Source organism: Fibrobacter sp. (genome assembly GCF_045601785.1).
Taxonomy (GTDB): domain Bacteria; phylum Fibrobacterota; class Fibrobacteria; order Fibrobacterales; family Fibrobacteraceae; genus Fibrobacter.
Genome location: NZ_JAZSAF010000053.1, coordinates 1 through 19,273, shown reverse-complemented (window position 1 = coordinate 19,273; position 19,273 = coordinate 1). Strand labels below are relative to the sequence as shown.

Genomic DNA, 19,273 nt, shown 5'->3' with positions numbered 1-19,273 from the left:
TTTCTCTTTGTTATATTCTTTGATGGTTTTTTTATCTGGGTAAACAGTTTGTAAGACCCCCCCCCCGTGTGATATATTTGTAGCCTTTGTGAATAGTTACTCCGTCGCTCGGGAGATTCCATTTACTTATTTTGTTACAATGCCTTAATAGATGGGTCAGGTTTCGTCTTTCCTGTAAACGCTCTATTGCATGAAAGCTTATCGCACTTATCATTTTCGTTCCTTTCGGATCCTAGCTCGGAGTGCCCCATAAGGCATATTGAATTTTGTTGCGATTTCGGTCATTGCATAATCTCCAGAATCATACATTTTAAGTATCTTTTCTTTATTCTTTTTCCATTTGGTGCTATATGCACTTCCTCGGCAAGAAATCTTTCCTCCAATCCTTCCTGTTTTTTTTGCAAGCTCAGGATTAGAGGCAAAGCCACCTACTTTATAAAAAGTATTTACATATTTCTGCGCTTCTTCTCTAGTATCAAACTGTTTTCCTTTTGGTATTCTATCATTTGCTTCAACTCTATATTTCTTGCGGCTTTTATCATAATAAAAATATACTTTTTTTCTACCTAATTTTAAAGTAGTGATTGGTTCTGCTTCAAATTCGCCCAATCGCCTCATAATCGTTTTTTCACTTATATTATTTTTTTTTGCTATATCCTTTATAATATAGCCCTCTGAATAGGCAGTTTTTATTTGGCCTCCCAACTTATTCATTTGTTTGGAAGTATTATCTTGTAATCCATTTTCAATAGCATGTTTTATATTTTCGGTATTTGTAACCCACTCAAGATTTTCTACACGGTTATCGGTTTTATCACCATTTATATGATTAACTTGTGGCTTGTTTAGTGGGTTGGGTATAAAGTTTTCGGCTACTAGTCTATGGACTTTATATGTAGAAGCTCCGTATTTATCAACATCGCCATAATCTAGCCTAATTCTTAAATAGCCCTTTTCATCTTTTTGGGGTGTCATTGGCTTGCCATTTTTACCTAAAATCTCACCGTCTGAAAATAGTGTATATTCGCCGAGAGAAACCGCTTCTCTGGTATCCATCATAATAGTACGCCCGTTTTTGCCACCTTTTGAACCTTGCCTTATTAACTGTGCTTTAAATGCTTCTACCGAGCCGTATTTCTTAATCATAGATTCGCGCCACCTTTTTGTGGCCTGTTCGCAAGCTTTTGTGCCCTTTTTTGGGTGTACCATTACTTTTCCTCCTTTTCTTTTGGCATTTGAGTAAAGACTACTTGATTAGTTTTGGTATTTTTAATAGCCAATCCATCTATATCGCCATTTTTCTTATACGTTAATTTAACAACTTTAAATTTGTCAAAACATTTATATTTTCCGCCTATTGGGGCTATCGCCGCATCACCATTTTTAACCCAAATAAACGGGGCTGAATATAATTCTCTTCCAATTCCCCAGTTCACGCAGGCTCGTTTAAATGAATCCGAGGCAAGACCCTTTTCGGCTTCAGTGTTACTTTCAGTCCCAGTATCTTCTTTAGATACCCATTCTTTTTTATCTCTATCCCAGATGCTGACAATACAATTCCTATTATCCCGGCCGTGTTCTCGCTTCCAGTTTAGCGGCCCCACGGTTTCGTCTAATATATTCATATCAACTCGTGCGTCTTTATAAAGTAATAATGTTAGACCGTTTTCTTTTATCTGCCCGATACGACATTCAATCTCATTTGGCATCAGTTTTCTAAAAACTAATTTAGAGGATCCTTCGCTTGGCTCTTTTTTTATTTTTTCACTCATTTTTTTCGCTTCTCCTTTCGATTTCCCCTCTTATAAATTTCTTTTCTAATTCTTGTTCCGCCTCAAATCTAGGCGTATCGGTATAATCATAATCTAACCCGTACATGATTTTAGATTCCTTTCATCGGTTAAATCTGGGAATTCTTCATCATATATCTTTTTAGCATAATCTTCAATTTTACTCATATTTTTCTAGCTCCTCGCGTATATCCTCTTGTATATCTAATAGATTTTTCTTTATTCCCTCCATTTCTTTGATTATTTCGTTTAATTGCTGTTCGCAATACTTTTGGTAGGATAAGTTTCGAACAAAAACTTTTCCATTTTTAGATTTATTTTGAACTGCTATATTTATAATAAGCTCCTTTCGTTTACTATTATTTTTATTATACCACAAACAAAAGCCATTTGTAAACAAAAGACTTATGAAAATATAGCTGATTTAAGCGCCGATATGTGGAATACTCGTGTTTAAAGCCGCATTTATAGCGTCTATAGTAGCATTTACTTGACTTACCGTCACGGCATCCTGCGCTAGTTGCCCGTCATGAACGCCACCGATGACACGATAAGCAGTATTATTATATCCGCCAGTAGTTTCTCCATTTACCAGTCCAATATTTACTTCACCTTGCCGCGTAGCATGAGAATAAGCGCCAAGAGCTACAGAATTCGCATAGCCGGTTGAAGCGTCTCCTACTGATGAGTTTTTACCAATAGCGATAGAGGAAGTTGAATTTATATTTCGAACGCCATAAGATGAGCTCGTATTCGCTCCTAAATGTATTGAATACGTTGCTTGAGAGGCTTTTGAACCTGACCCTATCGCAATCTGCCCAGTTTCGTTAGTATTAGTGTCGCCAGCGAGCGCGCCTGTGCCAATAGCAATACTCTGTTGCGCCGTTTTTGCGCCCACTCCAATCGCCACTCCGGAATTTCCAAAAAGGATTGCCGGGTCTGTAGAACTCCCTAATGCTATTCCGGTGGCATTTATCGAATCCGTGTACCCCATAATTGCTATGGTATTATTGCTTGGAAGCTTTGTATTATCGCCTGGGAGTGCGTAAAAGTATTTCCAGTGTCTATCACTTGTACTTGGATCTGGCACTCGAACTTGGCTTGCATTTATATTTCCTATATATACTGCTCCGCCACCAGTCCAGGTAGAAGTATTTTTATCAGAATAAACCATCGTGGTAGTAGCCTTTTGGCTCATTACATCTGTAGTGCTAGTGCCCGTAGTCTGAACAGGTGATACTCCTGCTACGTCCCAAGTGCCATCTGATTTTAGAAATTTATCTGCATCAGTAGCTGCAGGAGCAGGCACAATCCCGGCAACTCCAGCCGCAGTTCCGTCTGTCCCAGTAAATTCTGGCGCACTCAATTCGCCATTAGCATCTAAATCTAAACCGTCACCAATACTTTTAATTAAAACTAAATCGTTCAATTTATCTAATAAAACTTCAGTAATAAATTTATTTGTTTGATTTGTATCATCAACTAAATCAGAAGCTAGTTTATTATTTTGAGTAATTTCTGCTTGTAACCCTGAAACCAAGTCGGCAACAGAAAAAGCAACTGTCTGTCCATTTTTTAATGTTAAGATCACGCTTTTAGTAGTAGAATCATATTCGCCGCCCACTACCATGCTTTCTAATGGCAAATCTATACTTTGAGCTTCGCCGAGGTTATCGCCATTTTGGTCTAGTAATTGGCCGGTTAAGACATAGGTCGTAGGATTTATAGTTAATGATAAAGCCGCCGCATATAAAGTAGTGTCTGACAATGCGTTTACATCACTTGCGGTTAGAACTACATCGCCAATCTGCCCATTTACGGAGGTAACAAGACTAACAACCCCTAGATATAATTCGGGACTCATCTGTATCTCTTGTTCTTGGTTTTCAATTTCCATTAGTCCTCCGTTTCGTTAATGATCCAGCCGGCCGAATTTCCGATGACAAAATATCCATGCGCGGGTTTCGCTCTGTAAGCATTATCATTCTCAACCGGCGTAAAGTCCCACACATAGGTTCCATACGGTAAATTCTCGGTATCGGTAGGATTTATTGTAAAATGATAATAACCGTCTTCTGTGAAGGTCATATCATTTAAATCTTTAATAATTAAAGCTTCTTGGTCAGTCCAGCGTTTTTTTACCACAAAATAGATTTCTTGAGCTTTTTCTAGTATCGGCTCGCTGTTGTAATTTATTCTTTGAGCTTTAAGACTAAGGGTTGTCCCACGATTTATGCTAAGTGTTTGCAAATTTCCTACAATCGGCGTATTTTGTGGGCATTTCATAACCCCATAATACCATACTTTAACCTATTTGAAAAGCGAAACCTACGCTTCTTGTGGAGAGAAAAGCGTAGGTTAAAGTGAAGTATTATGCAGTTATTTTTATTTTAGAATGAAGTTATTTAGCGTTAGATATAAGTAACAAGAGGCTACACTTATATCTACAGTTTCATTATATCAAAAATAATCACTTTTCAAATAATTTTTAACAAATCTAATCGCTTCGTCAGCGCCTTTACAAACTTTACAAGGGATTCCAGCTAATTCATAAATCTCGCCCCAAACTTTTTGTTCCGGAGAGACCGTCCCACCTTTTCTACGCTTCATTTCAATTTTTACTTGCTCATAACAATCAACTTTGCCGTCAATCCCTTTAATCGGTATAAAAACTTCGTAATCCCAAACACCTTTACTTTGCCCCATACGCTTTAATTTAGCCCCACGAATCATGGCGCTTTTAGATGAACTACGCGATTCATTTGCGACATGGCAATGAGGAATATTATTTAATTTTAACCAATCAGAAAATACTATACATTCGTCATCTTCTAGTGGGTTAAAATCAGACGATATTTTTTTATTCATGCCTTTTTTGTAGCACGGCGTTTATTTTTTTGCAACTTTTTCTCTTGCTCATCGTACCAGCCTAAATATTCTGAATATTGCCTCGTTACAGTACCATTTCCGCCATTCTCATGATAATCTATATATTCTTTTTCAATATTCTCTCTATTTTCTGGCATCTTTTTAAGGATCTCAGCTCGAATAATATCTTGCGTAATCATATTTTGAATTGAAGTTTTCGCTGAATTTCTCTCGGCTATTTGTCTAGCTTCTTCCTTGTCTTTTTTTCGCTGAGAATTCATATATATATTAGATAAAGCCACTATAACTGTAGCAATCGCTGTGATGCTTGTAGTTATAATTGACGTAATATCCATTTCAACATTATTCTAGCATAAAATCGTCATTTTGTGAATTTCGCATTTATTTGCGTTTTAAAGCTATTGTAATTCAAAAGGTGATATGATTATCGTTTTGATATATAGAACGCGTCCTAGGCGCCTTAAAATGCGAATAAAGGCATATTATGATATTCTACTACTTGTCTTATATTGTTTATCGTGAATTTCAAAAAATATCGCGTCCATATCGTAGAGCTTTTTGGACTCGGTGTGGATGGTCTGGATCCTCGTCTTTTACCATAGTTAATAAATCTTTTATTTGGCTTGGCTCTAAATAATATTGTTTAACGCCGTCCCTTATAACGTAATGGCAGGTAGCCCGGTAATATTTCTCGTATTCTCTTTCGATTTTTCTCTTTGGGCCGTTTATTATATTAAAATTTTCATCTAGGCATATTGTTTCGGTGGGCAATTTAGTAAAATCATCTACTATTTTAATATCTTCTGTTTCGCTTCTCATCATCACTATTTGTGAAATTAACACACTCATATTTATTTCCGGTATGTTAATTTGGCTGCTAAAATTAGTCTTTTTAAGGGTACTTATATCTAACAGTGTTTTATAAGAAACACGATATTCTTTTTTTTCACCCATGAGTTTTATAAGACCATATTTTATAGTTTGGGTTCTGCCGCTACCATCTATGACCTCATTTATAATTTGGTTGCCGTCCGAATTGTAATAATTTTTCTCTAATTCTTTATTCATCTTAATTCCTTTCGCCTATTATTATTTATAATATACCACACTTCAAATAAAAATCAACATTATTATGTTATATTCCTACTGTTATAACACCATGTTTCATAAAATCTGCTCTGGCGTCAGCTTCTAATCTATCATAGTGTTTTCTTAAGCTTGCGCCAGACCATATATTCTTTTGCCAAAATGAATCTTTCATAGCCCATTCAATAGCCTTTTCTATATTTTCCCAGCTCCTACCATCTAATCGGTTCATTTTATCTATATCTTTGGCCCATCTTTTTACGCAATCTTTTTTCTTTGCCCCCGCATTATTTGGGTATATTTCTAATATTTTATTTTTAAGTTTTTCAGCACATATTTGTGCGCGTATACTCATATTATTAGTATTTAATTTATTAGTATTTAATATATTAGTATTTAATTGTGGCTGATTTTCTATATATAGATTTTCTATACCTTGTTCTTCTATATTTAGGTTAGGTTGTTCGTAAATATTATAAATATATTCAATGCGCCCACTTTTAGTTTTATCCGGCATTAACTTGATTACTTCTAAATAACCATTTTCTTTAAGTTCCGTTAAAGCGGTTTTAATTGCTATTTTGCTTTCTTTATTTATAGCGCATAAGCCTGCCACTGTATAATCCCAATCATCGGGCAGTGAAAGCATTTGGCTTAATAAGCCTTTGGCTTTTAGCGATAAGTTTTTGTCTTTTAAATGATAATTACTCATCACTGTGTAGTTTTTATTTTTATTTATTCTAAATACGGCCATGGGCTACCTCCGAACCACTTTTAATAAAAAGAACCTCTGATGTAATAATCAGAGGTCGCGTAATAAGAACTATACCTCCATATTATCACATCTTTAGTTGTAGCGCAAGTAGTTCTTATTACGCTACATACTCTAATTATAATATATTTTTTAAAAAAATTACAAAAAAAGAACCCCTCAGATGTAATAACGAAAGGATTATCTAAGGGGGGAGTATTGGAGGTCATACAAACCAATAACTACCAACTTATATTATACAAAGTTTTTGATAAAAATCAACTTATACCTTCAATATTCAAAATCTCGCGAGTAGATAAGATCGTAATATCATTTATCGCTTGTGAAAAACTAAAAAGATATTGAATATTATTACTCGGCGCAGATAAAGAAGTATCTGAATAAGATAGAACTTCTGAAATTATCGGCTGAGAACCATCTTTATAAGTAATTTTCCAATAATTATAATAATTTCCGCTCGATTCGGTAAAGATATAATACTTTGAGGCACTAGATGCTTTTTTTATTTGTTTTAGATCTAAAATCTCTTGTTTCATGCGCTTTAATTCGCGCCACATTTCATCATAAATTATCACGAAGTCCCTCCTAAAATATTTTTATATTCTATTGCCGTGCTAAATCTGCTACTACCTACGAGTTGAATATTATAATTTAGATTCACGGATCCACCACCGGCAAGAGTTTCAATATCTGATGTATTTTGCGAATAAACCGTTATATCATAGCGAATTTGATTTTCTATAGAGTCTAATCTTTTAATAAAAGCAAATCTATCATTTAAATTACTGGGGGTAGTGCCTAATAAATAGCAGGCGCTAACCATTTCAGAGCCGTCCAAAATGTTTAAAGTAATTATTGCGCGTTGCGTACTATAAGCTTGCCCAGTTAAAGAATCATAAGTTAAAGAAAAGTTTACTTGGGCCGTATCTGTCATTGTATTTATTGTAGTGGCCGTTTTAAAATGAGCTGTTTTAATATTTCTAATTTCTCTTTTTAAATCATTTATTTTTTTAGGCCACAAATCACCGATTATCATGAGTAACTCCAATTTACACTAATTATTGGCTGCGAGCTTAAGGCCGTAAAATTCATATTTGCCGAGTCAATAGTTTGGCTTGTCAATAATTCTAATTTATAAGAATAAGTTTCATAATCAGAGCTTACACTAAAATCTAAGAAATCTACTTTTAAAAATCCCGTTGGTGTGCTCCAGCCACATTGAACTATCGGAGGCTTTGTAGTAGGCGTTGCAATTTTTACAACAACTATAAAATCAACCGCATAGACTCCGTATGATTCCGATAAATTCACCGTAAAAGATAACGATTTTTTAAAAAAATCTAAAGTTCCTAGCGGTCTTTGATGCGCTGTTTTAAGTGCGAGCACTTCATCTTCCATTTCTTTAATATAGCGGTCTATTTGATATTCGCCATTATGCATTAACTCTCTCCAATACCGGGCTTATTATTTCATCGCCAGTATCAGAAATAACAACATTTAATTCGTTTACTCTAAATTTGCCATTAGTCATACCGGTTAAATCTAAACTATTATTTATAGTTATTGTATCGCCAACCCAAATTTTATTCGAACCTGTCGGCTTCGGCTCTACTTGTTTACCGTGTAAAGTAATTTCTGGCTGCCATATCGGGTTCGAAGCATTATCTAAATCAGCGTTAATATTATTTTGTAATGTTTCTAATTTAGAAATGCTACTCTCTTGGTATAGTTTTTCGGCGTAGCCATACTCTAAAACTTTATTAGCATTTATAGCAAAGGTATAAAGCGCTGTATTTTCGTCGGGATTTGCTGAAATTTCGCCAGAGCCAATACCGATTTCGGCACTAGCAAAACCGCCTACTTCACTAGCAGATATTGAGGTAACCGAAGTATTATTTAATAATGTTGGGTAAAATGCCACCCAGTCAGATATGACATCTCCAAAATGATTGTCAGAAATGACATCGTAGGTCTTATCAGCATGAAAATAGACATCAAACGGCCCCGCACCAGTCGTATTATCACATCTGTCACAAATCCAATCTTTAATAGTTTTATAATTATCAAAGGTATGAATAATAGTAGCTAAACTTTCAATATTTCCTGGAATAAAGTTAAAAGATTTTCCGGCATCTTCTGATATATTATTCCCAAGAAGTATCATCGAAGAAACTAATGACCCTGCTGGCCCAGTAATAGTCCCAAGCGGTAAATTATTACTAATGTTTCGGATAAAGACACCGCCTAAAAGATTTAAAAATCCGTCAAAATGTAATGTTAAGTCGGCACTTTTATTTAGAGGAGAATAAGCGGGCATTGTAGCTAGAAAACCGCCAATTATTTCAATTCCATTTCTTTTTAGCCGGCACTCTAATGCTATCGGTTTTAAAATCTCATTTATATTCGTATTACGCTCAATACACCAGCGATTTAATAGAACATCATTTATGGTAAAATCTATTGAATCAACGCCTATTTTAGTTCTTTTACGGGAATATGAAAGATTTTCTGCGATTTTTCTCACATCTCCTATCAAAATACCGTTTAGATATAAGTTTACTTCATAATTAGCTGTCTTTATCACCCGACTACCTCCTGCCAATAAATTGTACTTGGAGTAGAATCTTGGTTAATCGTAGTATAAGTTACACGATTATCGCCAGGCTTGAAATAAACCCAATCGCCAGAGATATTATTTATCACGCTAGTATTATCTAGTTTGGCAGTCTTATTGAACATATCTATAATTAAAGTTTGACCGCTATTGACATTCCCGGTATAAGTTAAAGTTATCCCAGCCGTTAATGAAGTTAGTTGAGGATTATTCGCGGGTCCTTTAATCTCCCACATAGGATAAACATTATCTATGGATCCTACCGATATAGTAGTCGGGCCAGCAGTCCCGCTTTCTTCCCATATAGAGCCGACAGAATCCCATTCATTCCCTACAGAATCCCAAACTAAACCGCCAGATGATCCGCCCGCCGAAACTGGAATCAGAGCGCTCATCATATATATTTCTTCACCTTCTTCATTTTCAGAATAGCTATAATAGTTTATATCTTCGAAATTTAATGCTACATGATACTCTGGGTAGAATTGGTATAGTTCTTTTACTTCTGGAGCATCTACAATAAAGCCCTTTCGCCTTTGTATTGCCGTCCCGTCTGGGAATATATAAACTACAGTATAATAAAAATCTTTTCTAAAAAATGCCAAGAAATCTGTGCGGTAATTTTCTACATCTGGTTTCTTCACTGTTGCATCGCCAATATAACCGTCAAAGTCTTGCTTTGAGCTGCGTCTAACTTGCCCCGCTAGGAGTAAACCGTCATCGCCTTGGACCTCCACAATATCATTTTTATATTCATTGGCCACAAAATGTAATTGCGAGTCTTTAAAGTCATAGGCCCCTGAACCTAGCAAAAATCTTTCGCCGTCTTCTCTTATGAAAAGCGCTAAAATAAAACATTTAGTTTCTATTTGATCTATATTCATGCAGCCCTCCTAATACTTTGAATCATTAGGCTACCGATTTCTTCGGCATCTAGCCTATTATTTATATTATTATTCATATAAACGTTAATCTCTCGCCCATTCCCCTGGACTTCCATTTCTTCAGCTAGCGTCGAAGCGAGTAGTCCCGCCCAATTTCCCGTATTATTTTCTAATGGAATCACGGCTTCAGTCCCAGCTTCTCCAATTATAGCAGTAGTCGCAGAATCTACTACACCACCCTGTGCTAATCTTGGTAGGTTAATTCTAGGTATAGAATCTATGTGTACGCCAATCCAACCAAAGGCGTCATTTATAAGACCTAAAAAACCATTAAGTAAATCTATCGGCGCGTTAATAAAGCCTTCAATGAAGGTTAAGACACCATTCACAGCGCCTTTGAAGATTCCGCCGATAAAATTACCAAAATCAGCGGCAAATTGCCCAAATCTTTGAGTAATCCAGTTCCACATATTGCCTACTAGGTTTCCAAAAGCCTGTAATAACCCACCTAGGATTTGTGGCACAGCCTGGACGATTCCCATAAACAGCGCAATTGCGGATTCAATAATCAGCCCAATATTTGCCGGGTCAGTTAAGAAATTTACTACTGCTAGAATAACGTCAGGTAATGCGGCAGTTAAGGCCGAAATAATTGCAGGAAGTTGTTGTAGGGTGCCTTGTAGCAAGCTTTGCATGCCCGAAGTAATCACCGGCATCAGGCCGGTAATTATTCCTGGCAAGGCTTGCAATAATGCCACAAAAGCGTTCGAAAAGCCTTGTATTAGTGTCGGAGCCACAGCGCTAACCCTTTGGACTAGCTGATCAGTATATTTCGCCATATCTTCCGTATTCCCAGCGAGCGCGGCAGCTACGATTTTATTCATCGTATTAGTCACGTTTTGCAATTGAGTCGCAATCCCGCCAGTCCCTGCTACCGCCTGATCGTATAACGAGGCAAAGCCTTCACCGCCTTCTTTATCTAGTTTTACAATCGCCGCATTGAAATCATCAAAAGTGACTAATCCGTCTTGCAACGCCTGGTACAGATCTGCTTGGTTTGCATTAGCTCCAAGTAAAGCTTTTGATAATTGGTCTAATTGTCCTGGCGCGGCATTTACTATTGAACGCCAGCTCTGCATGTCTACACGACCCTGTGAGAGCATTTGGTTATACTGCTCCATAGCTCGTGAGGCGGCCTCTGTACCTTTCCCGCCAGCTAAGAACATATCATTCAACGCAAGCCCTACGGATGTTGCATTCACTTCACCAGAAGCGAGATTGCCCATCGTTGCCGCTAATTTTTGAACATCACTTGTCATAGCATCAAGTGATGTCGGGAGTCCGTCTAGCGCATCAGACATTGTAGAAACAGATTTATTTGCCTCATCAGCCGAGTATCCCAGCGAAGTCATAACTTTAGGGAAGTTATTTAGAATGTCTAATCGGTTTATAGCGCCGTCCATCGTATTACTTACAGTAGATGCAATTTTTGAGACTCCCTTAGCAATTAGATTACCGGCGGCTACTGTCCAAGCGCTGGCCCATTTATTCCCAGTAGATTTTCCTGTTTTCTCGACTTGTGATTCAACTTTATTTAGCTCGGCTTTTACATCTTTCCCGTCGAATGTGAGTTTGATTATCGCTTCGCCAACCTGAGTAGCCATTATTCACCTCCCTTTGCTATTTTTTCTTCGCTTTTAAGCATTTTAGTTGCCATTTTTAGGCTTTTCGGAGCGTGGCCAGTCTTTGTAGGGTTATTCGCGCCAGAAACGCTAGCAACAATGATATTTTCGATTTTAAGACGATTTCTCGCTTCTCTTGCCCTTTCGGCTTTAATAAACTTTGCCATATTTTCTTCACTTATCTCCCCGAATTTCCAGGCTACATATGTATCATAACCGAATCTTGCTAAAATCTCAGCGATATATGCGTCTATTTCGTTAAAACTAGTCTGCTTTCTACCTCTTATATTAGATTCATGGACTTCTTCTATTTGCTCATCAGTTAAAAAGTCCGATGCCCGAAAAGTTTTCACTTTTGCAGTTTCTTTTACTTGCTTTAAAGTCAATTCGGGCACCGTCATCTCAACTCCTAGGCGGATGCGGGTGCAGCGTAAATGCCAGTTGAGGCATTTAGACGCATCTTAGTAGTTAAATCGTAGTCGCCTAGCCTTGCAGAATACTGTGGATAGCCGTCAGTCGCATGGAGAGTTGAATTATAGATTATTGGATGTAGATTAAGGGTGATTGTTGGAGTATCACCTGTCCCAATCTCAATATCATCATCAACACTCGGAATGCATCTTGTAAGCTCTACGTCTACTGATGAACCATCATCGCAAAGACCTTGAGCTATAACAGACATATATTCACCTTCGGCGCAAATGTCCGTTCCGTCCCAGATGATATTTCCGGCATTGGATCCAGCGCCTTCATAAGTCGCTTGATTCCATTTCTGGATAGCTTGCCCAAGATTCTTGAATGTATCCATCAAGAATGTGATAGAGCCAGCAAAGCTGTCAAGAGTGCCAGAAATTGCAGTTTCAGTGCTACCAAGGCTAGATGCACGGCTTCGCATACGGGGAGCTACGTTAATAGTCATCACCGTATCTTGACCGAGGTCATCTGGCTCAAGAGTAAAAACGTCCCAAGTGCTTTCGGTTGCATCCCATTTGCGAAATACTATACGGCGAAGTTGAGTTATATTTTGAACTGCCATATTTTCCTTTCTTATTATTAGTTAATATCGTAGATTATCTCTGCGCTTGCGATTTTTACAACTAAATTATTTTCCGTGACTACAAAATTTTGTGGCGTAGTAGTCGGTCTGATACGCACATTTTTAAAATCGTATGTAATGCCACCGACGCTGTCGGTCAATTCGCAAAAACAAGGATTGTTGATTATCCATTCAAGTATCTGCTGATGGACATATTCCGTTTTTGGCTTATTTGCAAGTGCTACATAAAAATCAACTGTAGAATGTAGATTATAGCCTTTTGGCGAGTTCATAGCGCTTCCGCCACGAGTTACAAGCCAAACTCCACTAGCGGGCTTCCCGTCTTTTAATAATGGGGCTTGCTCCCAAAAACAGTTAGAGTCAATAACGAGGTCAGCAACTCCGTCTGCCTCCATTTGGTTTAATATCGCTAATGTAATCATAATATATTTCCAAAGTATTTTTTCATGTAATCGCCAGCTAATACGGTTTTAGCGGCATTTTCCATATAATGTTCTGTGGCAGGGTTTCTATTGGGCCCTTGTTCACGAACCCATGCATATGGAACGCTTTTGCCGCCATAAACTCCACCGGCAACGACTTGTAAAGTATTTTTGTCGCTAGTTTCTTGAACTCTAATCGTACTTCTTAAAGCACCGGTTAGATATGGGGCATTCCTCCTCGCTTGGGCTGCAATATCAAAACCTAATCTGAATAAACCATTAACGGCTCGGTCATTCATCAAAGATATTTTCGAGTTATCCCAAGTCACTTTAACGGCTACTACTCTAGCCATTTACAACCTCTGTTTGGACGACTTTTAATTCTATATGTTCGACTAAGCCCGTATGTTGGTTTTTCCCGATTCCAGCATCTACTATCTCGTAATATTTATTTGTTTCCGAATTGTAAAGCATATAACTCGAAACGAGAGCAGTAGTATCTAGCGTAGGCATTTGGCACGGATAAGCGTATATTAGCAAATCAGAACGTAGCGCTTCTGGGATAGAATTTATAGACGAGCTTGAGCCCTCATCTATTACTACGTCTATATTGTTTAATGGAGTAAATTCATTTCCGACTACAGTTCCATGTTGACAATAACCAATTTGCCAAATTCCAGAAATTATTGCATTCGGAAAAGCCTCAAAAATTGAGAAGTCCATTGTTATAATACCCGCAACAGTGCCGAGCATTTCGCTCTACTTTGATGTCTGAACCGCAATTGCTATAGGCTTCAATTATATCTTCATAATTGTGATATATTTGGCCAAAAGCGTTGGTGGCACTACTTTTAAAGTTAATTGTAAAGTTTCGCACGCTTTTTGATTCTATCGTGTCTGGAGCGCCTTGGAATTTCAGAGTTGCGCAGATAAAGTTTGCAAGGAGCATGGCTAGATCTTTATTTTCATCTGTCAATTCTGGGAATGTTTCAAGGCATAAAAGCGACGCAAGACGTTTACTAGCAATACTCACTAGAGTTTGCCAATCTGAATCGGAATAATTTACGGTTTGCCCAGTGTATATGCAGTAATTCTCTTGCGTCAGCATTTTATTCTCCTAATTAAGCGCTTGGTGTGCTTAAGCCCTTGATAGCAGCAGCAGATTTGTACTTTGTCAATGTACCACCGATAGGCATTTCATTGAGCAAAATGTTTTCGTTGGTAGAAACGTCAAAGAATGGGTAAATCCTTGGCGAGCGTTCGCCGGTAGTGGTATAACCGTTTCTGACTAATAGATATGCGTCATCATTAGCATATTCCATCCACATTGGGCTAAATACGCGGGCAACGCGGAAAATGTCTTCTGCGGTCGCACCTGGCTCGATGAGATAGCGGTTACCAACCTTAGCTTGGAAAGCAGTAGTCAATACAGTTGGCTTTACTACCAAAATTTGGTCGCCTTCAGAGCGAATCCATTGGCGAGCGCCAACGACACCATCATAAAGATTATCGCCTTCATTTACAGTGTAGCTAGAAGCAACTAATGTACCATAGCCAGTTTCTGCAGCACAATCGCTTGCAATTGGATAAAGACCGGTATTAGTAGTAGCATCAAACATGCGTAAATCAGCTTCGCCTTCACCAGGAGCGGTTCGGCCATCACCGATAAAGATAGCACGTTCAATCGAAAGAAGGATTTGATCAAGAAGTTCACGAGAACGGAACTCAATTAGTTCTGGATTCTCATAGATTTCCATCGCATCAAGCGAGAGTTTCTTGTAAATCATTTTATCGTAGGCGACACGAATAGTGTTAGTCAAATCTTCATCAACTTTGGTATCACCTTTTTTGTGGCCTTGAGCTTCATTACCATAATCTGCAGTACCAGCGAGGGCATTGTTTCTTAAACCACGTCCATTAGTTCCACCGATGTGATAAATGTAGCTTAAAATGCCATCATTGTGCTCCATGGCATCAGTAAACATGTTAGTGATGTTTAATGGAGTGCCAAGACCAGTAATGGCGTCTTTAGATTCTAACGCAGAAGCGAACTTTGCGTCAAATTTGAAATTGGAAGCTTTGAGAGCATCGCGAATAGCGTTGAATTTAGCTTTCTTAGCTTCGGCTTTAGTATCTTTTGATACAACAGGAGTTTCGTTTTTCACAGCTCTATCCCTAAGGTTAATGTTAATATTATGAACTACTGTATCTTTAGTCTCAGCTTCTTTTGGGGCTTCTGGCTCAGCTGGAGCTTCAGCTTCAGTAGCTTCTTCAGAATCTTTTGATCCCTCAACCTCTGGCTCATCTGATTTTTCATCACGAGCTGTGGGTTGTACCTCACTCTCTGGAACATTGGTAGTAAATTCGTCAACTACTTCAGCAACTTTTTCTACCAAATCTTCTGCGAGTTTTTGCTTCATCGCAGTGTTCTCGTTTGGAGTGAGTTCATCTTGAGTTTTGCTCATTTCTGATTCCTCATTTTCTTTATTATTATCACCATTATCAGCTTTGACAGCTTCGCTACCTTTAGCCCCCACCGTTTCAGCTTCTATATGGTCAATGGTTTTAGCGCGGGGATCATTACCAGTCAATACCATTGAAATCTCCCGCAGTATTCCAATTGGTTCTTCTATATTCAATCCAACGCCATAATAACCGTCTGGGAACCAGTCAATCCCAGTTGAATAGCTGGCATCTTCAGAAATCGCATACGCATGATCTGCTAATTTGTCGTCATTCGCAAAATACATACGAGCGTGGAGCCCATCAGCTTCCAACCAGACTTTACATGACCCGAATTGCTTTTCAATCGTATCAACTAATTCGCCGTCTATTATTGTACCGTGGTCAGCTTGAGCCTTTACTGTATATTCTTCTGTTTGTTTATCGGGGTTAGTATTTAGCGCTTTAATCGCTATTGGTTTTCCGTCCCTACCCATTACATACAGATTTTCTAAATCTCGGATTTCTCCTGATTCCATAATCTGCCCTGAATTAGCAAGAATGTTCCTAAACCTACGCTCTTCTGAGCTTTTAGCGTCTTTAAGCACTGTAGCGTCATAGAACTTCATATTTTCATGATAGCATAATTTTTATCGTTTGAAAAGATAAAAGCTAATGTCGTAAAATATAGCCCCTCAATCCGAAGGGCTATTATAATCACGCACAATTTCTAACTGTAACTCTAAGGCGCTTGCGGTATTATCTTCCACATATCTAAAAAGCTCAATGAGGATCCTCAGTCTTTTGTCAAAGCTGTCGCTATCGCTTATTGCGCCATAATAATCTAATAATTCGAGTTGCTGAATTGCAAACCTAGCGCTCATCGGTCTTGGTTCGGGGATAAATCTTATGCGATTATGAATTTCTTGGTGTAAAGTATCTTTCGGAATATAGACTTTGCAATAATAAAAGTCCCTGAGCTTCCTTAGATAACCTTTATTCCATTTTTTTCGTTGCCATAGAATATGGTGACAATCGTTCTTTGATTCTTTTTCCCTCGAAACACATTTCTTTTGCTTTTTATAGTAGCGTCTTTTCTTTTTCAAAGAATCACCCCCCTTTGAATCTGCGCGTGATTTTAAGGTACTAAAATCATTATACCAAAAAACCACCTGCCTCGCATTGTTTCAGGTGGTTTTGTAGTGTGGAGATAACTTATTAGGCTAAAAGGCCTACCTGTATTATATCATTATTTTACGATACCAGTATCAGGAACAGCCGGAGCGGGTTTTGGTTTTGGGGCGGGTTTTACATATTTTTTAGGGCGATAAAAGCCGATAAGATTTTTAGTAGAAATATTTATAATATTAGTAGCAGCACCGCCGCCCTCGCAAGCTTTCCCGCCTTGATTTTCGCCAAGTAAAGCCACATAACCATTTTTTACTGGGCCAAGCGCCATACCTACATGGCCATAAAGACCGCCTTTAAAGACGAGCCAGTCGCCAGCCTGAATCTGACGTTCGTCCTTAGCCCAGTAAACTAAGAAATCATCCCCCGCATTTTGCTCGGCACAATCCATCATACCTTTTGCAGCACCAGTGCCACATGTAGAAACATCTCTATCAGCGTAACTCCACCAGAACACTCTAGCGAGTGAAACGCATTGACTTCCAAACTTGTTATTCGCTGATATGCACTTGCCGAGGGTATCATTTTTAAAAGCATCAGGTGTAGAAACGTTAAAAGTTTCAGCCCAACCTAAATCAGCATATTCGCCGTCAGCTTCTGAAACGCCAGTATCAACATCTTCAAATTTTCCACCGTCTATTTCTTCTACCGTTGGGATCTCTTCACCCTGGATTTCCTCTACGTTTATAATTTCACCTTGGTCATCAACCACGGTCGCGGGGATCTGTTCTTCTGAATATTCTATTGTAGCGTTGAAATTCTCATTATTAGAATTTATATTTACTACGGCTCCCGTAACGCAGCCAATAATAGCCACTACAATCGCTATTATAAGTGAAATTATTTTACCTTTTTTCATAAGTAACCTTTCATAGTTATTCTGAATTTATGATATTATTTTTTATTTTTAATGTCAAACAAGATAGACTTCGGGTCAATAAACTAATCAAATTCGAATTGCAATATATTCAGAGCGTGAAGCCGGGATATTAGATTTGTCTGCAAGCAAAGTTAAAGAATCGCCGTTCGTTAAAGTAACTATATCAAAAACTACGAGATTCTCCCATTGAGCTTCGGTTGTATTGCCACAATATGTTTCTTTGATCACGGTCCCGTTAAGCATCAAGTGTAACCCTGGTGTCCCGCTATCTGCCGGTGTTGTTGTCGTACAAAAAGCGAATACCAGCCAACGGCCAGGGGTATTTACTATTGTAATAGTACTAGCCTGCGGAATAGTTCCGCTATTTATGGTTAATGTTGTAAAATCTATCTTATCTGACGTTATGGCCCCATCGGCAATCTGGTTTATTCCAATATTAGCGCTCGCTCCTTGGGCGATATTCCCCGCTACAATATCGGTAGTACTAGAAGCAATAGCGATTTGTGCTAAAACTACATAATAAGCCGTAGCGCCCGATGCCCCATCTGAAGTAATAGCGGAACGAATCGTAGAATCGTTAGGTGCTACTGGTGAAGCAGCGGCGGTACCTTTTACTGGTATAATACCACAAGCCGCAGGGTTATCCGCGATAGTGTCTGTACCTTCCGGTGGATTAACAACATAGGCTACAATTAAATCTATTCTAGAATTGCTAGCGGGAGCTGCGTCTAAAGTTACGTTTATTGGTGAGCCTGAAATATTGTTTATTGTAGCCTTATTTCCTGCTGGATCTTCTGCTATCGCCACATCTCGGTTTGTGCCATTTCCTCCAAGAGCTACTGTTAAACCCGAACTCGGCGAGCAAGTCCAGCCAGATAGAACTCCACGGCTGTAAGCCGACAAATCATCGTTAAAAGCATTCACCGAGGTTCTACCACCATAGGCGGCATTGGTCCCGACAGCATTATTTGGATTAGTCATTTTTTTGCTCCTTTCTTATTAAATCATTATATTCGGCGAAGGTCGCCACTTTCATTTTTACCTTTACTGCATTACATTTAGGGCAGTTTATTACGCAGTCTATACTTTTATCTGTATCGCCTAAGATCCACCCACATTTAGGACATCTAATTTTAATCGCGCCCATTAGACTAACACCTCATCAAAGTAGCAGCGGCAATTACTTGACACTATACCGTTGGCGGCATATAATGTAGATGTAGTTTCTAAATCATACACAGGGGTATTATGAACCGTATTGACCTCGACACTAATCACATTATCAAACTCTATCAGTCCGGCATTAGTGAGAAAGCTATTGCTGAACGATTCGGGTGTAGTCGTGGAGCTATTAGACTCCGCCTCAAGCAATCTGGCACTATATGCCGTGGTCGAAGTGAGTCTATGTATGCTCGCATGGCTTCCCTCACTGCCCAACAACGCAAGAGCCTCACAGTCGCTGCCAATAATGCCGTGAGAGGCCGCAAGTGTTCCCATGAGGAGTTGATCAAGCGTGCTAATTCCAGAGAGGGAATCATCTTGAATACTTCCACTTATGAACGGCAAC

26 protein-coding genes are annotated in these 19,273 nt (G+C 38.5%); 1 reads left to right on the top strand and 25 read right to left on the bottom strand.

All coding sequences use genetic code 11. From position 1 onward, the window contains the following. Positions 1 to 210: 210 nt before the first annotated feature. From ACKI61_RS07800 to ACKI61_RS07680, 25 genes are all read right to left on the bottom strand, one after another. The gene (locus ACKI61_RS07800) at positions 211 to 1,146 is read right to left on the bottom strand and encodes an HNH endonuclease signature motif containing protein (RefSeq protein WP_407457182.1); all 936 of its coding nucleotides are present in this window, start codon (positions 1,144 to 1,146) and stop codon (positions 211 to 213) included. 62 nt (positions 1,147 to 1,208) lie between these two features. Then, on the bottom strand, positions 1,209 to 1,772 hold the full coding sequence (locus tag ACKI61_RS07795; RefSeq protein ID WP_407457181.1) for a Rad52/Rad22 family DNA repair protein: 564 nt from the start codon (positions 1,770 to 1,772) through the stop codon (positions 1,209 to 1,211). Between the two features lie 442 nt (positions 1,773 to 2,214). Further along, positions 2,215 to 3,687, bottom strand: coding sequence for a hypothetical protein (locus ACKI61_RS07790; protein WP_407457180.1), 1,473 nt, complete (start codon positions 3,685 to 3,687; stop codon positions 2,215 to 2,217). After that, on the bottom strand, positions 3,687 to 4,076 hold the full coding sequence (locus ACKI61_RS07785; protein ID WP_407457179.1) for a hypothetical protein: 390 nt from the start codon (positions 4,074 to 4,076) through the stop codon (positions 3,687 to 3,689). The genes ACKI61_RS07790 and ACKI61_RS07785 overlap by 1 nt, the downstream gene beginning before the upstream one ends. A gap of 174 nt (positions 4,077 to 4,250) precedes the next feature. Then, entirely contained in the window at positions 4,251 to 4,658 is a 408-nt protein-coding gene (locus ACKI61_RS07780; protein ID WP_407457178.1) for a hypothetical protein, read from the bottom strand. Beyond that, positions 4,655 to 5,014, bottom strand: coding sequence for a hypothetical protein (locus ACKI61_RS07775; protein WP_407457177.1), 360 nt, complete (start codon positions 5,012 to 5,014; stop codon positions 4,655 to 4,657). The genes ACKI61_RS07780 and ACKI61_RS07775 overlap by 4 nt, the downstream gene beginning before the upstream one ends. A 190-nt stretch (positions 5,015 to 5,204) precedes the next feature. After that, entirely contained in the window at positions 5,205 to 5,747 is a 543-nt protein-coding gene (locus ACKI61_RS07770; RefSeq protein WP_407457176.1) for a hypothetical protein, read from the bottom strand. A gap of 67 nt (positions 5,748 to 5,814) precedes the next feature. Next, positions 5,815 to 6,519: a helix-turn-helix domain-containing protein gene (locus ACKI61_RS07765; RefSeq protein ID WP_407457175.1), complete on the bottom strand. Its 705-nt coding sequence runs from the start codon at positions 6,517 to 6,519 to the stop codon at positions 5,815 to 5,817. A 275-nt stretch (positions 6,520 to 6,794) separates the two neighbouring features. Continuing rightward, the gene (locus ACKI61_RS07760) at positions 6,795 to 7,112 is read right to left on the bottom strand and encodes a hypothetical protein (RefSeq protein WP_407457174.1); all 318 of its coding nucleotides are present in this window, start codon (positions 7,110 to 7,112) and stop codon (positions 6,795 to 6,797) included. Beyond that, positions 7,109 to 7,573 (bottom strand): hypothetical protein, encoded by a 465-nt coding sequence (locus ACKI61_RS07755; protein WP_407457173.1) that lies wholly within the window; start codon positions 7,571 to 7,573, stop codon positions 7,109 to 7,111. Before ACKI61_RS07755 ends, ACKI61_RS07760 begins: the two co-directional genes overlap by 4 nt. Then, positions 7,570 to 7,977 carry a hypothetical protein gene (locus ACKI61_RS07750; RefSeq protein WP_407457172.1) on the bottom strand — a complete coding sequence of 136 codons (408 nt, stop codon included), beginning with the start codon at positions 7,975 to 7,977 and terminating at the stop codon, positions 7,570 to 7,572. The genes ACKI61_RS07755 and ACKI61_RS07750 overlap by 4 nt, the downstream gene beginning before the upstream one ends. After that, on the bottom strand, positions 7,970 to 9,121 hold the full coding sequence (locus tag ACKI61_RS07745) for a hypothetical protein (protein ID WP_407457171.1): 1,152 nt from the start codon (positions 9,119 to 9,121) through the stop codon (positions 7,970 to 7,972). Before ACKI61_RS07745 ends, ACKI61_RS07750 begins: the two co-directional genes overlap by 8 nt. Then, a complete protein-coding gene (locus ACKI61_RS07740; RefSeq protein WP_407457170.1) occupies positions 9,118 to 10,035 on the bottom strand; it encodes a phage distal tail protein in 918 nt (305 codons plus the stop codon). The genes ACKI61_RS07745 and ACKI61_RS07740 overlap by 4 nt, the downstream gene beginning before the upstream one ends. Further along, positions 10,032 to 11,699: a tape measure protein gene (locus tag ACKI61_RS07735; RefSeq protein WP_407457169.1), complete on the bottom strand. Its 1,668-nt coding sequence runs from the start codon at positions 11,697 to 11,699 to the stop codon at positions 10,032 to 10,034. Before ACKI61_RS07735 ends, ACKI61_RS07740 begins: the two co-directional genes overlap by 4 nt. Then, complete coding sequence (locus tag ACKI61_RS07730) at positions 11,699 to 12,118, bottom strand: hypothetical protein (protein ID WP_407457168.1); 420 nt, start codon at positions 12,116 to 12,118, stop codon at positions 11,699 to 11,701. The genes ACKI61_RS07735 and ACKI61_RS07730 overlap by 1 nt, the downstream gene beginning before the upstream one ends. Positions 12,119 to 12,126: 8 nt before the next feature. After that, positions 12,127 to 12,753 (bottom strand): hypothetical protein, encoded by a 627-nt coding sequence (locus ACKI61_RS07725; RefSeq protein WP_407457167.1) that lies wholly within the window; start codon positions 12,751 to 12,753, stop codon positions 12,127 to 12,129. A 17-nt stretch (positions 12,754 to 12,770) separates the two neighbouring features. Then, positions 12,771 to 13,196 carry a hypothetical protein gene (locus ACKI61_RS07720; protein WP_407457166.1) on the bottom strand — a complete coding sequence of 142 codons (426 nt, stop codon included), beginning with the start codon at positions 13,194 to 13,196 and terminating at the stop codon, positions 12,771 to 12,773. Next, entirely contained in the window at positions 13,193 to 13,549 is a 357-nt protein-coding gene (locus ACKI61_RS07715) for a hypothetical protein (protein WP_407457165.1), read from the bottom strand. Before ACKI61_RS07715 ends, ACKI61_RS07720 begins: the two co-directional genes overlap by 4 nt. Further along, a complete protein-coding gene (locus tag ACKI61_RS07710) occupies positions 13,542 to 13,949 on the bottom strand; it encodes a hypothetical protein (protein WP_407457164.1) in 408 nt (135 codons plus the stop codon). The genes ACKI61_RS07715 and ACKI61_RS07710 overlap by 8 nt, the downstream gene beginning before the upstream one ends. Continuing rightward, positions 13,900 to 14,304 (bottom strand): hypothetical protein, encoded by a 405-nt coding sequence (locus ACKI61_RS07705; protein ID WP_407457163.1) that lies wholly within the window; start codon positions 14,302 to 14,304, stop codon positions 13,900 to 13,902. The genes ACKI61_RS07710 and ACKI61_RS07705 overlap by 50 nt, the downstream gene beginning before the upstream one ends. A gap of 13 nt (positions 14,305 to 14,317) precedes the next feature. Beyond that, the gene (locus ACKI61_RS07700; RefSeq protein ID WP_407457162.1) at positions 14,318 to 16,267 is read right to left on the bottom strand and encodes a hypothetical protein; all 1,950 of its coding nucleotides are present in this window, start codon (positions 16,265 to 16,267) and stop codon (positions 14,318 to 14,320) included. A gap of 66 nt (positions 16,268 to 16,333) precedes the next feature. Further along, positions 16,334 to 16,744 (bottom strand): hypothetical protein, encoded by a 411-nt coding sequence (locus tag ACKI61_RS07695; RefSeq protein ID WP_407457161.1) that lies wholly within the window; start codon positions 16,742 to 16,744, stop codon positions 16,334 to 16,336. A 143-nt stretch (positions 16,745 to 16,887) separates the two neighbouring features. Then, positions 16,888 to 17,685 carry a hypothetical protein gene (locus tag ACKI61_RS07690; RefSeq protein WP_407457160.1) on the bottom strand — a complete coding sequence of 266 codons (798 nt, stop codon included), beginning with the start codon at positions 17,683 to 17,685 and terminating at the stop codon, positions 16,888 to 16,890. Positions 17,686 to 17,772: 87 nt separating this feature from the next. Further along, positions 17,773 to 18,687 (bottom strand): hypothetical protein, encoded by a 915-nt coding sequence (locus ACKI61_RS07685; RefSeq protein ID WP_407457159.1) that lies wholly within the window; start codon positions 18,685 to 18,687, stop codon positions 17,773 to 17,775. Between the two features lie 165 nt (positions 18,688 to 18,852). Then, on the bottom strand, positions 18,853 to 18,945 hold the full coding sequence (locus ACKI61_RS07680; protein WP_407457158.1) for a hypothetical protein: 93 nt from the start codon (positions 18,943 to 18,945) through the stop codon (positions 18,853 to 18,855). Between the two features lie 9 nt (positions 18,946 to 18,954). On the opposite strand from ACKI61_RS07680, the gene ACKI61_RS07675 reads away from it, so the two are divergent. Continuing rightward, the coding region (locus ACKI61_RS07675) for a helix-turn-helix domain-containing protein (protein ID WP_407457157.1) at positions 18,955 to 19,273 on the top strand (319 nt) is incomplete at its 3' end.

Excerpts from the sequence above, each read along its gene's own strand:
- ACKI61_RS07800 (WP_407457182.1), bottom strand. The coding sequence starts at position 1,146 with ATGATTAAGAAATACGGCTCGGTAGAAGCATTTAAAGCACAGTTAATA.
- ACKI61_RS07795 (WP_407457181.1), bottom strand. The coding sequence starts at position 1,772 with ATGAGTGAAAAAATAAAAAAAGAGCCAAGCGAAGGATCCTCTAAATTA.
- ACKI61_RS07790 (WP_407457180.1), bottom strand. The coding sequence starts at position 3,687 with ATGGAAATTGAAAACCAAGAACAAGAGATACAGATGAGTCCCGAATTA.
- ACKI61_RS07785 (WP_407457179.1), bottom strand. The coding sequence starts at position 4,076 with ATGAAATGCCCACAAAATACGCCGATTGTAGGAAATTTGCAAACACTT.
- ACKI61_RS07780 (WP_407457178.1), bottom strand. The coding sequence starts at position 4,658 with ATGAATAAAAAAATATCGTCTGATTTTAACCCACTAGAAGATGACGAA.
- ACKI61_RS07775 (WP_407457177.1), bottom strand. The coding sequence starts at position 5,014 with ATGGATATTACGTCAATTATAACTACAAGCATCACAGCGATTGCTACA.
- ACKI61_RS07770 (WP_407457176.1), bottom strand. The coding sequence starts at position 5,747 with ATGAATAAAGAATTAGAGAAAAATTATTACAATTCGGACGGCAACCAA.
- ACKI61_RS07765 (WP_407457175.1), bottom strand. The coding sequence starts at position 6,519 with ATGGCCGTATTTAGAATAAATAAAAATAAAAACTACACAGTGATGAGT.
- ACKI61_RS07755 (WP_407457173.1), bottom strand. The coding sequence starts at position 7,573 with ATGATAATCGGTGATTTGTGGCCTAAAAAAATAAATGATTTAAAAAGA.
- ACKI61_RS07750 (WP_407457172.1), bottom strand. The coding sequence starts at position 7,977 with ATGCATAATGGCGAATATCAAATAGACCGCTATATTAAAGAAATGGAA.
- ACKI61_RS07740 (WP_407457170.1), bottom strand. The coding sequence starts at position 10,035 with ATGAATATAGATCAAATAGAAACTAAATGTTTTATTTTAGCGCTTTTC.
- ACKI61_RS07735 (WP_407457169.1), bottom strand. The coding sequence starts at position 11,699 with ATGGCTACTCAGGTTGGCGAAGCGATAATCAAACTCACATTCGACGGG.
- ACKI61_RS07730 (WP_407457168.1), bottom strand. The coding sequence starts at position 12,118 with ATGACGGTGCCCGAATTGACTTTAAAGCAAGTAAAAGAAACTGCAAAA.
- ACKI61_RS07725 (WP_407457167.1), bottom strand. The coding sequence starts at position 12,753 with ATGGCAGTTCAAAATATAACTCAACTTCGCCGTATAGTATTTCGCAAA.
- ACKI61_RS07720 (WP_407457166.1), bottom strand. The coding sequence starts at position 13,196 with ATGATTACATTAGCGATATTAAACCAAATGGAGGCAGACGGAGTTGCT.
- ACKI61_RS07715 (WP_407457165.1), bottom strand. The coding sequence starts at position 13,549 with ATGGCTAGAGTAGTAGCCGTTAAAGTGACTTGGGATAACTCGAAAATA.
- ACKI61_RS07710 (WP_407457164.1), bottom strand. The coding sequence starts at position 13,949 with ATGCTCGGCACTGTTGCGGGTATTATAACAATGGACTTCTCAATTTTT.
- ACKI61_RS07705 (WP_407457163.1), bottom strand. The coding sequence starts at position 14,304 with ATGCTGACGCAAGAGAATTACTGCATATACACTGGGCAAACCGTAAAT.
- ACKI61_RS07700 (WP_407457162.1), bottom strand. The coding sequence starts at position 16,267 with ATGAAGTTCTATGACGCTACAGTGCTTAAAGACGCTAAAAGCTCAGAA.
- ACKI61_RS07690 (WP_407457160.1), bottom strand. The coding sequence starts at position 17,685 with ATGAAAAAAGGTAAAATAATTTCACTTATAATAGCGATTGTAGTGGCT.
- ACKI61_RS07685 (WP_407457159.1), bottom strand. The coding sequence starts at position 18,687 with ATGACTAATCCAAATAATGCTGTCGGGACCAATGCCGCCTATGGTGGT.